This is a genomic window from Rhodococcus sp. PD04 (genome assembly GCF_035918275.1).
GTDB lineage: Bacteria > Actinomycetota > Actinomycetes > Mycobacteriales > Mycobacteriaceae > Rhodococcus > Rhodococcus rhodochrous.
On record NZ_CP142143.1, the window covers coordinates 521,096 to 536,398 of the forward strand.

Here is a 15,303-nt window from a genome sequence, read left to right on the forward strand (position 1 = left end):
TCGGGACCGTCGGTTCCGATGGAGACGAGTGAGCGAAGAGTGGAGGGCGAGCGGGTGTCGGTGAACCACCTGAAGTCGGATACGGGTTCCGACCCGGAGGATGTGACGACCCACGAGTTGAGCGTGGACGCGGGTCGTACGTTCGACCAGGCCCGAGCCGAAGCGGCCGTGCGCGAACTGTTGATCGCGGTGGGTGAGGATCCGGACCGCGAGGGCCTGCGCGACACTCCCGCCCGGGTGGCCCGTGCCTACCGCGAGGTGTTCGGGGGACTGTTCACCGACCCGGACGAGGTCCTCGACACGACCTTCGACGAAGGTCATCAGGAACTCGTCCTCGTGCGCGACATCCCGATGTACTCGACGTGCGAACACCACCTCGTGTCGTTCCACGGCGTCGCCCACGTCGGATACATCCCGGGCCCCACGGGCCGCGTCACGGGTCTGTCGAAGCTGGCGCGTGTCGTCGACCTCTACGCCAAGCGTCCGCAGGTCCAGGAACGCCTCACCAGCCAGATCGCCGACGCCATGATGCGCAAGCTGCAGCCGCGCGGCGTGATCGTCGTGGTCGAGGCGGAGCACCTGTGCATGGCGATGCGCGGCATCCGCAAGCCCGGTGCCAGCACCACCACCTCCGCCGTGCGCGGGCTGTTCCAGACCAGTTCGGCGTCGCGTGCCGAGGCCCTGGACCTGATCCTGCGCCGGTGACCGTCTTCCCCGCCGAACAGTGGCCCGTCGTGATGGGCGTACTGAACGTCACCAGTGATTCCTTCTCCGACGGCGGTCGCTATCTGGACCGCGAGACCGCGATAGCCCGCGGCTTCGAGCTGCGCGAGCTCGGCGTCGACATCGTCGACGTGGGTGGCGAGTCCACCCGGCCCGGGGCCGTGCGCGTCGACCCGGAGGTCGAGGCGTCCCGCGTGGCGCCGGTCATCGCCGCTCTGGCGGAGGCGGGCATTCCCACGAGCGTCGACACGATGCGTGCCTCGGTCGCCGAGGCGGCCGTGGAGGCCGGGGTGACCATGATCAACGACGTCTCGGGTGGGCGCGCCGACGCCGACATGGCCGCGGTGGTCGCCGAGGCCGGGGTGCCGTGGATCCTCATGCACTGGCGTCCCCTCGGCGAGTTCGTCCACGCGGGCGGTTCGACGCACTACGAGGACGTCGTCCGCGAGGTCCGCGACGAGCTGCTCACGCAGGTCGACATCGCAGTGGCCGCAGGCGTGGACTCCGACAAGATCGTGCTCGATCCCGGTCTGGGTTTCGTGAAGGAACCCGACCACAACTGGCAGTTGCTGCAGCGCCTGCCCGAACTCACCGAACTGGGTTTCCCGGTGCTCATCGGGGCGTCCCGGAAGCGATTCCTCGGATCGCTGCTCGCGGCGCCCGACGGCACGGTCCGCCCGCCCGCGGGCCGCGAGGTCGCCACGGCGGTCGTCTCGGCGCTCGCCGCCACACACGGCGCATGGGGCGTACGCGTCCACGACGTGCAGGCGTCCCGCGACGCGCTCGCGGTGGTGCGTGCCTGGCAGCGCGGCAGCGCGGAAGGAGTGCACGCGTGAGCGACCGCATCGAACTACGGGGACTGACGGTCCGCGGCAACCACGGCGTCTTCGAGCACGAGAAGCGGGACGGTCAGGACTTCGTCGTCGACATCGTCGTGTGGCTCGATCTCGCGCCGGCCGCGGCGTCCGACGAGCTGACCGACACGCTGCACTACGGCGAACTCGCCGAGCGAGCTGCGGCGATCATCGCCGGTCCGGGCCGCGATCTCATCGAGACGGTCGCGGGGGAGATCGCCGACGAGGTGCTCACCGACCCGCGTGTCTCCCGGGTGGAGGTCACGCTCCACAAGCCGTCGGCGCCGATCCCGCTGACCTTCGGCGACGTCGCCGTCGTGATCGACCGCTCCCGCAGCGATGCGACGGAGAGCGCCTCATGAGTCGTGCCGTGCTGTCCATCGGATCGAACATCGGCGACCGGCTCGCGCACCTGCGGTCGGTCGTCGACGCATTGGGCGAGCGGGCCGTCGCCGTCTCGGCGGTGTACTCGACGGCACCGTGGGGCGGCGTCGAACAGGAGGACTTCCTCAACGCCGTCGTCGTCGCGGAGGACGCCGCCTTCGGTCCGCACGACTGGCTGCGGTTCGGCCGGGAACGCGAAGAGGCCGCCGAACGAGTCCGGATCCAGCGCTGGGGTCCGCGCAGCCTCGACGTCGACGTCGTGACCTGCGACAGCGGCGACGGAGAGGTGCGCAGCGACGATCCGGAACTGATCCTGCCGCACCCGCGCGCACACCAGCGGGCGTTCGTGCTCGTCCCGTGGCTCGATGTCGAACCCGAGGCCGTGCTCACCGCCGACGGCCGGCGGCTGGGCATCGGCGAGTGGCTCGGCGAACTCGACGCCGCCGAACGGGAAGGTGTGCACCGCACCGACCTGACGCTGACCGGGCCGACGACCCAGGGACACGCCGAGTGCTGAAACAGACCCGGATCCGAGATCTGCTGGCGCTGGCCGTGCTGGCAGCGATCGTCGCGTGGTTGCTCGTCCGCACGATGTACGGCTCGCTGCCGCCCATCCCCGTCTATGCGGGAGCCTCGCTGTACCCCGTCGCGGTGATCGAGGTGATCCTGGCGTTCATGATCCGGTCGCGGGTCGGCAAACACGAGATCGGTGAGGGCCCCGGCAGGTTGCATCCCATCACCGCCGCCCGCGCGGTCGCGCTCGCCAAGGCGTCCGCACTGGTGGGTGCCGCGAGCGCCGGAGTGTGGGCCGGCTTCCTGCTGTATCTCGCACCGCAACGCGGCGTCGTGCAGGCCGCCACCGACGACACCTCGGGGGTGCTCGTCGGAGCCCTCGCCGGCATAGCGCTGGCGGCGGCCGCGTTGTGGCTCGAATACTGTTGCCGGACACCGGAAGACCCCGACGAACCGAACGAACCGGCTGTCTGACCTCGGATTTCGGGGTGGGGAAGGGCGTGTCGTCCGGCTCCGATCCGAGGACCCACCCAAGTACCCTGATGGTCATGGCAACCTCGGCGCGACCAGACAGGAATCGCCGTCCGTGGCGCAGTACCGGCTCGATGATCGTGGCCGGTCTGCTCGCTCTGGCGATGATCGCCTCGCTGCTGTTGATCTTCAGTGAGAGCGTGCAGTTGCTGCGTGTCGCGGTGGTCGTCGCCCTGTGGGCTGCCACTGTCGGAGCCATCGCGATGAACAAGTACCGCCGGGAATCGGCGCTCGACCGGGCGAAGGCCGACGACCTGAAGACGGTCTACGAACTGCAGTTGCAACGGGAGATCGCGGCGCGGCGCGAGTACGAGCTGACCGTCGAGGAGAAGGTCCGTGCCGATCTGAAGCTCGACGCCGGGGAGATGGCGGCCCTGCGCACCGAGCTGGCCACCCTGCGCCGCACGCTCGAGATGTTGTTCGACGGCCGGCTCCCCGACGATGTCGTCGCCCTCGAAGGCCAGGCGGAGAAGCTGCGTGGACTGAGCGAGGCGGCGCGGGTGTCCGCTCCGCGTCCGTCGGGACCGGCCTTCGCCTCTCCCGACGACGAGCCGGTCACCGCGGAGACCGAGTCGGTCGAGGCGGCCATGCGCGCGGCGGAGGCGTCGGAGAAGACGTCCGCGAAGGGTGATGTCGAAGAACCGCGAGCCGAGAAGCAGGCGAAGACCGAGGCTGCGACGGGGAAGTCCGCTACCGGGAAGGTCACGGCCGAGAAGGCGACGGCTGGAAAAGCGACCGCAGAACCGGACGTCGAGGACGCCGAGATCGAGGACGCGGAAGTCGAGGGCACGAAGGCCGAGAAGCCGAAGACTGCGGACCTGAAGACCGGGGACCCGAAGGCCGGGGACCCGAAGACCGGGGACCCGAAGACCGGGGACCCGAAGGTCGCCGGAGCCGAGAAGACGGCAGAGGGAAAGCCTGAGTCGCAGAAGCCCGGCAAGCACGAGTCCGGATCGGATCCCGACCCGCAGACGGGCGCAGACGAGACCGGAGCGGAGTCGGGAGGCAACGACCCCTCCGACGGGGAGAACGGCGGCGAGAAGACCGCTGGAGCTGCGGAAACGGTCGCGGAGGACGACGAGGACGACGAGGAATCGTCCGGACGTCGCTCCCGCCGTCGTCGCGCCGACGGCGAAGGCCGCACAGTCGCGGAGATCCTCGCGTCGCTGTCGGCCGAGCGCTGATCCCCGGGCGGTCGCGAGGCAGGTCGCGCCCGCCCCACCTCGGTCGATGAGGCGCAGATCACTCGACCCGACCGTGGCGAGCCCCGGAAAGCGCGCGCTATTGTCGAGCGGAACGTCCGGTACCCGCTGAGCGGGACTGGAACGAACGAGAGGACTCCCGTGAATTCCTTCGGGATCACCAACGCACCCGCGCCTGCGCGCCTGTCGGTAGGAATCGTGTCCGCCGGACGGGTCGGCACTGCACTCGGCGCAGCTTTCGAACGCGTCGGTCATGTCGTCGTGGCCTGCTCGGCCGTGTCCGACGTCTCGCGGCACCGCGCCACCACCCGCCTGCCCGATTCGCAGATCCTGCCGGTCGACGAGGTCGCCGGCCGCTGCAACCTCCTCCTTCTCGCCGTTCCCGACACCGAACTGTCGTCCCTGGTCAACGGCCTCGCAGCCACCGGATCGGTCGCCGCCGGCACGATCGTCGTCCACGTCTCCGGAGCCCACGGCACCGCGATCCTCGAGCCGCTGACCGAGCAGGGCGCCGTGCCGCTGGCGATCCATCCCGCGATGACCTTCACCGGCCACGACGAGGACATCGACCGGCTCTCCTCCGCGTGTTTCGGCATCACGGCCGCCGACGAGATCGGCTACGCCATCGCGCAGTCCCTCGTCCTCGAGATCGGTGGCGAGCCGGTCCGCGTCCCCGAGTCCATGCGCACGACCTACCACGCCGCGCTCGCGCACGGCAGCAACCACCTCGTCACGCTGGTCGCCGACGCCGTCGAGGCGCTGCGCAGCGCCCTGCAGGGGGAGGAACTGCTCGGCCAGCAACTCGTCGACGACGCCCCCGGTGGAGTCGCCGAGCGGGTGTTGCAGCCGTTGCTCTCGGCGGCGCTCGACAACGTGCTGCGGCGCGGACCCTCGGCGCTCACCGGGCCGGTCGCGCGCGGCGACGCCGACGCCGTCGCCGCGCATCTGCGCGCGCTCGAGGCCGTCGACCCGCAGATCGCCGCCGGGTACCGCGCGCTGTCGCTGCGGTCGGCGCAACGGACCGGATCGAAGCCGGAACTGATGGCAATTCTCGAAGGAGCTGAATACGGTGAGTGAAGCAGGACAGCGCGGATACGTGCGAGGTGAACTGACCGTTCACCACGATCCCGCAGGCCTGACCAAGGTCACCCGGGCTCTGCGCGGCGTCGGCCGCACCGTCGCACTCGTGCCGACGATGGGTGCGCTGCACACCGGTCACCTCGAACTCGTGCGCCAGGCCAAGCTCACCGGTGCCGTCGTGGTCGTGTCGATCTTCGTCAACCCGCTGCAGTTCGGGAAGGGCGAGGACCTCGATGCCTATCCGCGCACCCTCGACGCCGACCTCGAACTGCTCCGCGAAGCGGGTGTCGAACTCGTGTTCGTGCCGACGGTCTCGGCGATGTACCCGCAGGGTCCGCGCACCACGATCCACCCGGGCCCGCTCGGGTCGGAGCTCGAAGGTGCTTCGCGCCCCGGTCATTTCGCGGGCATGCTGACGGTCGTCGCGAAACTGTTCAACATCGTCGGTCCCAACACGGCGTTCTTCGGTGAGAAGGACTACCAGCAGCTCACCCTGATCCGTCAGATGGTCGCCGACCTGAATCTCGACATCCGCATCCTCGGTGTTCCCACCGTGCGCGAACAGGACGGGCTCGCACTGTCCTCTCGCAACCGCTATCTCGACCCCGAGCAGCGCGAGATCGCGACCACGCTGTCCGCGGCCCTCGTCGCCGGCGCGCACGCCGCGGCGGGCGGAGCCGAGGCGATCCTGTCCACGGCACGCGAGGTGCTCGCGCAGAGCCCGCAGATCGAGGTGGACTATCTCGAGGTGCGCGGCGCCGATCTGGGGCCGGCCCCCGAACGTGGCGACGGCCGACTGCTCGTCGCCGCACGACTCGGCTCCACCCGCCTCATCGACAACGTCGGGGTCGCCGTCGGCACCGGCTTCCTCGAACGCGCCACCGGCCCGGTGGATCCCGATGCCGAAGACAACCTGACGAACCGCTGACCCACCGATCGAATTCGGAAACGAGAAAGAAACCGAGGACGAGCATGTTCCGCACCATGATGAAGTCGAAGATCCACCGCGCCACGGTCACCCACGCGGATCTGCACTATGTCGGTTCGGTGACCGTCGACCAGGATCTGATGGACGCCGCGGATCTGCTCGAGGGTGAGCAGGTCTGCATCGTCGACATCGACAACGGCGCCCGGCTGGAGACGTACGTCATCGCCGGTGAGCGTGGATCGGGCATCATCGGGATCAACGGTGCCGCAGCACGTCTCGTCAGCCCCGGCGATCTCGTCATCCTCATCGCCTACGGCGTGATGAACGAGCAGGAGTGCAAGGACTACGACCCGCGCGTGGTGTTCGTCGACGCCGACAACCGTCAGGTCGAGCTCGGCAACGACCCCGCCCACGCTCCCGAGGGCTCGGGCCTGATCACGCCGCGCATGCTGTCGACCCTCGACTCCCCGTCCCTGGTCTAGAGGTGCTCCTCACCGTCGACGTCCGCAACACCAACATCGTCCTGGGGGTGTTCGCGGGCAGCGGCTCGCACGCGCGGCTGCTGCGCGACTGGCGCGTCCGTACCGACCCCAGGATGACCGCCGACGAGATCGCCTTGCTGTTCCGCGGTCTGCTCGGCGAATCCGCCGAGCAGGTCACCGGGGTGGCGGCCCTGTCGACCGTGCCGTCGGTTCTGCGCGAGTTGCGTGTCATGCTCGACCGCTACTGGTCGTCGGTGCCGCACGTGGTGGTGGAGCCGGGGGTGCGCACGGGAGTGCCGCTGCTGGTGGACAACCCGAAGGAGGTCGGCGCCGACCGTATCGTCAACAGCCTGGCGGCCTACCACTTCTACGGATCTCCGTGCATCGTCGTGGATTTCGGGACGTCCACCTGCGTCGACGTCGTGTCGGGCAAGGGGGAGTTCCTCGGCGGGTCCATCGCTCCGGGTGTGGAGATCTCGATGGATGCGCTGGCGTCACGGTCGGCGGCACTGCGGAAGGTCGAATTGCTCCGTCCCCGAGGTGTTCTGGGCAAGAACACTGTCGAGTGCATGCAGTCCGGAGCTGTCTTCGGGTTCGCCGGGATGGTCGACGGCATCGTGCGGCGGATCTGCGCCGAGGTGCCCGGTTTCGACGGCGACGACGTGGCCGTCATCGGCACCGGCGACAGTGCGCCGCTGATCATGCCGGAGTCGCGCACCCTCGAGCACCACGAGCCGGATCTGACCCTCGAGGGATTGCGTCTGGTGTACGAGCGGAACCAGGTGAGACGAGCGGCACGCGGAACTGCGGGTTCCGCTGAGCGCCATTCTGTGTAAAAATGTTCGTCGTGATCCGTTGCATGAGCACCCAGGAGTGTTGTCGAGGCTGACCGCCGCCTCGACCGATAACACATTCCTGGGAGTTCTCTCATGCGCGCTGCGCTTCTTTCCATCACTTCTGTTTCCACTGCTGCTCCGGTCGCCTTCCACCGGCTCGCCGTCGAGCGCACGTACCCCACCGAGCTGTCCGCAGCGGTCGCCCGCGGCGCCGTCGTCGTCGACATCCGCTCGAACGCCGAACGTGCCGTTCAGGGAACGCTTCCCGGCGCGCTGGCCATTTCCGCCGATCTCGTCGCCGAGCGACTCGATCCGAGCGGCCCGGGCCGTCTCTCCCTCGCCGTCGACCGCGACGTCGAATGGATCCTCGTCTCGTCCGACGGAGCGAGCTCGCACGGTGTGGTCGCCGAACTGCACGCGCAGGGCCTGCGCCGGGTCACCCACCTCGTCGGAGGTTACGACGCCATCCGGACGGCCCGTCTCGTCGGCGCGGTGGCGGAGGCCCAGCACGTCGCTCAGGACGTGGCGCGGGTCACCGCTCACTGAAAGCGCGCATCTGCAGGATTGACGGCCCCGGGTGTCCGATAGTCTGGTTACCCGTGAGTGATGCCACCGTTCAGCAGCCCGACGACACCCCCGAGCAGATGCGGGTCCGCCGCGAGAAGCGCGAACGGCTCCTGGCACAGGGTTCGGAGGCCTATCCCGTCGAGATCCCGCGCACCCATACGCTCGCGGAGATCCGCGCCGAGTATCCCGACCTCGAACCCGACACCGCCACCGGCACGATCGTGGGCGTCGCCGGTCGCGTGATGTTCTCGCGCAACACCGGCAAGCTGTGCTTCGCGACGCTGCAGGAGGGCGACGGCACCCAGCTGCAGGTCATGCTCAGCCTCGCCGGCGTCGGCGAGGAGGCGCTCGCCGCCTGGAAGTCCGACGTCGACCTCGGCGACATCGTGTTCGTGCACGGCGAGGTCATCAGCTCCCGTCGCGGTGAGCTCAGTGTCATGGCCGACTCGTGGACCATGGCGTCCAAGGCGCTGCGTCCGCTGCCGGTCGCGCACAAGGAGATGAACGAAGAGGCACGGGTGCGTCAGCGCTACGTCGACCTCATCGTGCGTCCCGAAGCACGTCGCAACGCACGCATGCGTGTCGCGGTGGTGCGCGAGCTGCGCAACGCGCTCGAGCGTCGCGGCTTCCTCGAGGTCGAGACGCCCATGCTGCAGACCCTGCACGGCGGCGCGGCGGCCCGCCCGTTCGTGACGCACTCGAACGCGCTCGACATCGACCTGTACCTGCGTATCGCGCCGGAGCTGTTCCTCAAGCGCTGCGTGGTCGGCGGTATCGAGAAGGTCTTCGAGATCAACCGCAATTTCCGTAACGAGGGTGCCGACTCGACGCACTCCCCGGAATTCTCGATGCTCGAGACGTACGAGGCGTACGGCACCTACGACGATTCGGCGCGGATGATCCGCGAGATCATCCAGGAGGTCGCGTTCGGGGTCTTCGGCACCCATATGGTGACGCTCGCCGACGGTACGGAATACGACTTCGGGGGTGAATGGAAAACTCTCGAAATGTATCCCTCGCTGTCCGAGGCGATCGGCACGGACGTGACCCCCGACACCACACTCGAGGAATTGACGGCTCTCGCGGATCGCGTCGGCCTGGAGATTCCCGAGGGCAAGGGCTGGGGTCACGGCAAGCTCGTCGAGGAGCTCTGGGAGCACATGTGCGGCGACCAGCTGCACGAGCCGACCTTCGTGCGTGATTTCCCCGTGGAGACGTCGCCGTTGACACGAGATCACCGCACTGTGCGCGGGGTCACCGAGAAATGGGATCTGTACGTCCGCGGTTTCGAACTCGCCACGGGTTACTCGGAACTCGTCGATCCGGTGATCCAGCGCGAGCGTTTCGTCGACCAGGCGCGTCTGGCCTCGGAAGGGGACGACGAGGCAATGGCTCTCGACGAGGATTTCCTCGCCGCGATGGAACAGGGAATGCCGCCGACCACCGGTACCGGAATGGGAATCGACCGTCTGCTGATGGCACTTACCGGTCTGGGAATCCGCGAAACAATCCTGTTCCCGATTGTTCGACCGAACACCCGTTAATCTGATTTCGTCGCTCCATATTGAGATGCGTTAATCGGCGGGTAGTGTGGTGCCCGTCCCGCGGGGGGAAGCGCATGCGAGAGGATTTACACCACATGGCGAAGAAAGTCACTGTCACCCTGATCGACGATGTGGATCAGGAGTCGGCGGCGGACGAATCGGTGGAGTTCGGTCTCGACGGAGTGACGTACGAGATCGACCTTTCCGAGGACAATGCGGCACGGCTGCGCGAGCAGTTGGAATTCTGGATCGAACACGCTCGTAAGGTCGGCGGCCGCAAGCGGAGCAAGACCGCCGCCGGAACTGCGCCGGCTGCGCGCAAGAGCGGATCCGGAAGTGCCGGTCGCGAACAGACGGCCGCTATCCGTGAATGGGCACGGAACAACGATCTGCCGGTGTCGGCCCGTGGCCGAATCTCTGCGGAGATCGTCGAGGCGTACAACAAAGCGCACTGACGAATCCTCGTCCGTGGGGCGTCGTCCATCCGTGGACGGCGCCCCACAGTCGTCTGTGGGCGGGTTGGGTTGTGGCACAGTGGCGCCCGTCACACACTTCGATCGTGCGGACGACCCGGCGCGATGCGGTCGGGGAGTAGCATCCGCTCATGGCCGAGACCGTGCTCGAACCGGGTTCAACCTGCTGGCGACTTGCGCGAGCGGAGAGGTTGACCTGCATAGTCGACGCCGCCGACTATTTCCGTCACGCCAAGGCGGCGATGCTCCGGGCGGAAAAACGCATCATGCTGATCGGGTGGGATTTCGACACCCGGATCAAGTTCGAACCCGAGGGTGCAACTCTCGAGGGACCGAACAAACTCGGTGAATTCCTCGAATGGCTCCCCGAACGTCGCCCCGGTCTCGATATTTATCTGCTCAAGTGGAACATCGGTGCGTTCAGTGCCCTCGCACGCGGAATGACGCCGGTGTTCGTGCTCGATTGGCTCACCGACCCGAGCCTGCACTTCGAAATCGACGGGGCGCATCCCGTGGGCGCAGCGCATCATCAGAAAATTCTCGTCGTCGACGACAGCATCGCTTTCTGTGGCGGTATCGATATGACCGTCGACCGCTGGGACACCCCGGATCATCCGGACCTGAGCAAATACCGGCGGGAGCCGAGCGGTAAACGCTACGGACCGTGGCACGACGTGACGACCGCCGTCGACGGCGACGCCGCGCGGGCCCTCGGCGACCAGGCGCGCGCCCGGTGGAAGGCGGCCACGGGGGAGAAGCTCGATCCCGTGCCGGAGCCGGAGCCGATCTGGCCCGACGATCTCGAGCCGACCCTCCGCAGCGTGGACGTGGGCATCGCGCGCACGCTGCCCGCCTACGACGGGAAGGACGGCATCCACGAGATCGAGGCGCTGTACCTGTCAGTGATCGAGAAGGCGCGGCACACTCTCTACCTCGAGAGCCAGTACCTCGCTTCGCGCAGGATCGCGGAGGCTCTCGCCGAGCGACTGCAGGAACCGGACGGCCCCGAGATCGTGGTGGTGATCCCACGCAACGCCGACGGCTGGCTCGAACGCAAGGCCATGGACGGAGCCCGGCGGGCCCTGCTGCACATGTTGTGGGAGGCCGACGTGCACGGCCGTTTCGCCGCCTACTATCCCGTCACCGCCGGCGGGGAGCCGATCTACGTGCACGCGAAGGTCGTCGTCATGGACGAGACCCTGCTGCGGATCGGGTCGTCGAACCTGAACAACCGTTCGATGGGCTTCGACACCGAATGCGACCTGGCCATCGAATCCGCCGAACCCGGGGACGCGGTCGGCCGCGCCGCCGTCGAGCTGCGCAACATCCTGGTGGCGGAACATCTCGACGTCGACCCCGAGGTGATCGCGGAGGCCACGAAGGACGGCGGTTCGCTCATCTCCACCATCGAGCGGTTGCGCGGTCCGGGACGTTCGCTGCGGCCGTTCGAACCGGGTACGGTGTCGGACGAGGACAGTGTCCTCGCAGAAAGTGCTCTGGCCGATCCCGAACGCGCCGCGCGGAGCTTCGGACGCAGGATCGAGCGATTCTTCGCCCGTTGATCCCCCACAGCCTCTGTTCGCTTGTGGCGTACAGCTTGCGGAAACGTATCCGCCACGTGCAGCGTTAACTTCTGAAACCGGGTTTTCTCGCCGCCTTCCGAAGGGTAGAGGGAAAGCGAGTCGATACCACGACCACTAGAGTGTGGAGTGGGAGCTTGGAACCTCTGAAAGGTTCCGACGAACGACTCGAGTGCCGGAGCTTAAGAGCGGCAGCAGGGTGCGGGACGATCGGCGTACCGGACCGGCGGCCGGAGAGTGTGAGGGAGTGCGATGTTCGAAAGGTTCACCGATCGCGCGCGGCGCGTCGTTGTCCTGGCTCAAGAAGAGGCCAGGATGCTCAACCACAACTACATCGGCACGGAGCACATCCTCCTCGGCCTCATCCACGAGGGTGAGGGTGTGGCGGCGAAGTCGCTCGAGTCGTTGGGTATCTCCCTCGAAGGTGTGCGCAGCCAGGTCGAAGAGATCATCGGCCAGGGTCAGCAGGCGCCCTCGGGGCACATTCCCTTCACTCCTCGTGCCAAGAAGGTCCTCGAGCTGAGCCTTCGCGAAGCGCTCCAGCTCGGACACAACTACATCGGTACCGAACACATCCTGCTCGGTCTCATCCGCGAGGGTGAGGGCGTGGCGGCGCAGGTGCTCGTCAAGCTCGGCGCCGACCTCAACCGGGTGCGTCAGCAGGTCATCCAGCTGCTGTCCGGTTACCAGGGCAAGGAGCCCGCAGAATCCGGCACGAGCCGTGGCGAGACCGGCACTCCGTCCACGTCGCTCGTCCTGGACCAGTTCGGCCGTAACCTCACGCAGGCAGCTCTCGAGGGCAAGCTCGACCCGGTCATCGGCCGGGCCAAGGAGATCGAGCGCGTCATGCAGGTGCTGTCGCGTCGTACGAAGAACAACCCGGTGCTCATCGGCGAGCCGGGTGTCGGTAAGACCGCCGTCGTCGAGGGCCTCGCGCAGGCCATCGTCAACGGTGAGGTCCCCGAGACCCTCAAGGACAAGCAGCTCTACACGCTCGACCTGGGTTCGCTCGTCGCCGGCAGCCGTTACCGCGGTGATTTCGAGGAGCGCCTGAAGAAGGTCCTCAAGGAGATCAACAGCCGCGGCGACATCATCCTGTTCATCGACGAGCTGCACACGCTCGTCGGTGCCGGTGCTGCCGAGGGCGCGATCGACGCCGCGTCGATCCTCAAGCCCAAGCTCGCCCGTGGTGAGCTGCAGACCATCGGTGCGACGACCCTCGACGAGTACCGCAAGTACATCGAGAAGGACGCCGCTCTCGAGCGCCGCTTCCAGCCGGTGCAGGTCGGGGAGCCGACGGTGGAGCACACCATCGAGATCCTCAAGGGTCTGCGCGACCGCTACGAGGCGCACCACCGCGTCTCGATCACCGACAAGGCGCTCGTCGCGTCGGCCACTCTGGCCGATCGCTACATCAACGACCGCTTCCTGCCGGACAAGGCGATCGACCTCATCGACGAGGCCGGTGCCCGCATGCGCATCCGTCGCATGACCGCGCCGCCGGACCTCCGCGAGTTCGACGACAAGATCGCCGACGCCCGTCGCGAGAAGGAATCGGCGATCGACGCGCAGGACTTCGAGAAGGCCGCGAGCCTGCGCGACAAGGAGAAGCAGCTCGTCGCGCAGCGTGCCGAGCGCGAGAAGCAGTGGCGTGCGGGCGATCTCGACGTCATCGCCGAGGTCGACGAGGAACAGATCGCCGAGGTCCTCGCCAACTGGACCGGTATCCCGGTGTTCAAGCTCACCGAGGAGGAGACCACGCGTCTGCTCCGCATGGAGGACGAGCTGCACAAGCGGATCATCGGCCAGGAGGACGCCGTCAAGGCCGTCGCCAAGGCGATCCGTCGTACGCGTGCGGGCCTGAAGGACCCGAAGCGTCCGTCCGGTTCGTTCATCTTCGCCGGCCCGTCCGGTGTGGGTAAGACGGAGCTGTCCAAGGCGCTCGCGAACTTCCTGTTCGGCGAGGACGACGCGCTCATCCAGATCGACATGGGCGAGTTCCACGACCGCTTCACCGCGTCGCGCCTGTTCGGTGCGCCTCCCGGCTACGTCGGATACGAGGAGGGCGGCCAGCTCACCGAGAAGGTGCGCCGCAAGCCGTTCTCCGTGGTTCTGTTCGACGAGATCGAGAAGGCCCACCAGGAGATCTACAACACCCTCCTGCAGGTCCTCGAGGACGGTCGCCTCACCGACGGTCAGGGACGCACGGTCGACTTCAAGAACACCGTGCTGATCTTCACGTCGAACCTGGGCACCGCCGACATCTCGAAGGCCGTCGGGCTCGGCTTCTCGGCCGGAACGGGCGAGCAGTCGAACTACGAGCGGATGAAGAACAAGGTCCACGACGAGCTGAAGAAGCACTTCCGGCCCGAGTTCCTCAACCGTATCGACGACATCATCGTCTTCCACCAGCTCACGCAGGATCAGATCATCCAGATGGTCGACCTCATGGTCGGACGTGTGGAGACGCAGCTGAAGAACAAGGACATGGGTATCGAGCTCACCGAGAAGGCGAAGTCGTTGCTCGCAAAGCGCGGCTTCGACCCGGTGCTCGGCGCACGTCCGCTGCGTCGCACGATCCAGCGCGAGATCGAGGATCAGCTCTCCGAGAAGATCCTCTTCGGCGAGATCGGCGCGGGCCAGATCGTCCTCGTCGACGTCGAGGGCTGGGACGGCGAGGGCGCCGGCGAGAACGCGAAGTTCACGTTCACGCCGAGCGAGAAGCCGGCCGAGGTTCCGGACACCCCGGCGGTCGCGCTGGCCAAGTCCAGCGAGGGCGAGTCCGAAGCCGGATAACCCGCTCGCCGGTTCACACCGGACGACACGGTTCGCACGAGAGGGGCGGCACCCGCAAGGGTGTCGCCCCTCTCGCTGTGCGTTCGGCTTCGTCCGTTCAACCTCGCCGACCGGACCAGGGGGCGCTGGCACGCCCTACCCAGTTCACGAGACGCTCGGTCGGGCCGGCGTCCGGCGCGGGCGTGACCGGTGGGCCGAAGGGAAATCCCTCGCGAGGTGATTCGGGCAGGGTGATCTTCATGATCCCGAGGGTTGCCTCCGCGAGTGCCGGGTCGGCGTCCGCCTCCTGTGCGGTGGCGACGGCGATGTCCCAACCGTGCACGAGCAGTTCGTCGAGTTCCATGAACATCGCGACCCGGCCGGGAAAGGTACCCCAGGGGGCGGTGACGGGCTTGTCCAGGAGGGCGTCGTCCTCCCACACCTGCCAGTAACGGTCGGCGGCGGCATCGAGCACGGCCGGCCAGTCGTCGTTCTCGGAGGTGAGGAATTCCGGGACGGTGCGGGGATCGCCCCCGGAACCGATGGCCGCGCTCCGTTCCAGGGTCGCGGCGAGGTGGCCGATCAGTGTGCGGACATCGAACTCGGGACACGGGGTGGGAGCGGCGAGGTGCTCGCTCCGGACACCACCGACGATCCGGCGGGCGCGGTCCAGGGCGGCGCGGACGAGTGGGCGGGGATCCTGCTGCATCGTGGTCACCGCTCCATGCTGCGCCCACACCTGCTGTTCCACCCGAGGATTTCCGGACTCGTCGTTCCCGGCTTGACCTCCAGTCGGCTCGAGGTTGCACGGTGGATGGTGAGCGGACGACG

The 15,303-nt window shown here is 67.5% G+C and carries 16 protein-coding genes; 15 read left to right on the top strand and 1 reads right to left on the bottom strand.

From position 1 onward, the window contains the following. Positions 1-18 precede the first annotated feature (18 nt). The 15 genes from folE (at position 19) to U9J23_RS02450 (ending at position 14,493) form a co-directional block, all read left to right on the top strand. The gene (gene folE, locus U9J23_RS02380) at positions 19-705 is read left to right on the top strand and encodes a GTP cyclohydrolase I FolE (protein WP_202400287.1); all 687 of its coding nucleotides are present in this window, start codon (positions 19-21) and stop codon (positions 703-705) included. Between the two features lie 32 nt (positions 706-737). After that, positions 738-1,559, top strand: coding sequence for a dihydropteroate synthase (folP, locus tag U9J23_RS02385; protein ID WP_174479628.1), 822 nt, complete (start codon positions 738-740; stop codon positions 1,557-1,559). Continuing rightward, positions 1,556-1,939 carry a dihydroneopterin aldolase gene (folB, locus tag U9J23_RS02390; RefSeq protein ID WP_059382607.1) on the top strand — a complete coding sequence of 128 codons (384 nt, stop codon included), beginning with the start codon at positions 1,556-1,558 and terminating at the stop codon, positions 1,937-1,939. Before folP ends, folB begins: the two co-directional genes overlap by 4 nt. Next, positions 1,936-2,478 carry a 2-amino-4-hydroxy-6-hydroxymethyldihydropteridine diphosphokinase gene (gene folK / locus U9J23_RS02395; protein WP_085469460.1) on the top strand — a complete coding sequence of 181 codons (543 nt, stop codon included), beginning with the start codon at positions 1,936-1,938 and terminating at the stop codon, positions 2,476-2,478. The genes folB and folK overlap by 4 nt, the downstream gene beginning before the upstream one ends. After that, on the top strand, positions 2,472-2,948 hold the full coding sequence (locus U9J23_RS02400; protein WP_059382605.1) for a DUF3180 domain-containing protein: 477 nt from the start codon (positions 2,472-2,474) through the stop codon (positions 2,946-2,948). Before folK ends, U9J23_RS02400 begins: the two co-directional genes overlap by 7 nt. A 74-nt stretch (positions 2,949-3,022) precedes the next feature. Then, entirely contained in the window at positions 3,023-4,189 is a 1,167-nt protein-coding gene (locus U9J23_RS02405; protein WP_326601199.1) for a DUF6779 domain-containing protein, read from the top strand. Between the two features lie 159 nt (positions 4,190-4,348). Then, on the top strand, positions 4,349-5,284 hold the full coding sequence (locus U9J23_RS02410) for a Rossmann-like and DUF2520 domain-containing protein (RefSeq protein WP_085469459.1): 936 nt from the start codon (positions 4,349-4,351) through the stop codon (positions 5,282-5,284). Continuing rightward, positions 5,277-6,215 (top strand): pantoate--beta-alanine ligase, encoded by a 939-nt coding sequence (gene panC / locus U9J23_RS02415; protein WP_059382602.1) that lies wholly within the window; start codon positions 5,277-5,279, stop codon positions 6,213-6,215. The genes U9J23_RS02410 and panC overlap by 8 nt, the downstream gene beginning before the upstream one ends. Before the next feature lie 44 nt (positions 6,216-6,259). Continuing rightward, the gene (gene panD, locus U9J23_RS02420) at positions 6,260-6,697 is read left to right on the top strand and encodes an aspartate 1-decarboxylase (protein WP_016692992.1); all 438 of its coding nucleotides are present in this window, start codon (positions 6,260-6,262) and stop codon (positions 6,695-6,697) included. Between the two features lie 2 nt (positions 6,698-6,699). After that, the gene (locus tag U9J23_RS02425; protein WP_006550509.1) at positions 6,700-7,533 is read left to right on the top strand and encodes a type III pantothenate kinase; all 834 of its coding nucleotides are present in this window, start codon (positions 6,700-6,702) and stop codon (positions 7,531-7,533) included. A 93-nt stretch (positions 7,534-7,626) separates the two neighbouring features. Beyond that, entirely contained in the window at positions 7,627-8,079 is a 453-nt protein-coding gene (locus U9J23_RS02430) for a rhodanese-like domain-containing protein (protein ID WP_059382601.1), read from the top strand. A gap of 98 nt (positions 8,080-8,177) precedes the next feature. Continuing rightward, a complete protein-coding gene (lysS, locus tag U9J23_RS02435) occupies positions 8,178-9,644 on the top strand; it encodes a lysine--tRNA ligase (protein WP_442802284.1) in 1,467 nt (488 codons plus the stop codon). A gap of 95 nt (positions 9,645-9,739) precedes the next feature. Continuing rightward, positions 9,740-10,099, top strand: coding sequence for a histone-like nucleoid-structuring protein Lsr2 (locus U9J23_RS02440; RefSeq protein WP_006550504.1), 360 nt, complete (start codon positions 9,740-9,742; stop codon positions 10,097-10,099). Positions 10,100-10,248: 149 nt separating this feature from the next. After that, a complete protein-coding gene (locus U9J23_RS02445; protein WP_145709455.1) occupies positions 10,249-11,679 on the top strand; it encodes a phospholipase D-like domain-containing protein in 1,431 nt (476 codons plus the stop codon). Between the two features lie 270 nt (positions 11,680-11,949). Then, positions 11,950-14,493, top strand: a complete 2,544-nt coding sequence (locus U9J23_RS02450; protein ID WP_059382597.1) for an ATP-dependent Clp protease ATP-binding subunit — start codon at positions 11,950-11,952, stop codon at positions 14,491-14,493. A 97-nt stretch (positions 14,494-14,590) separates the two neighbouring features. Here U9J23_RS02450 and U9J23_RS02455 read toward each other — a convergent pair whose 3' ends face one another. Continuing rightward, complete coding sequence (locus tag U9J23_RS02455) at positions 14,591-15,181, bottom strand: TIGR03086 family metal-binding protein (protein WP_059382638.1); 591 nt, start codon at positions 15,179-15,181, stop codon at positions 14,591-14,593. Positions 15,182-15,303: the final 122 nt, after the last annotated feature.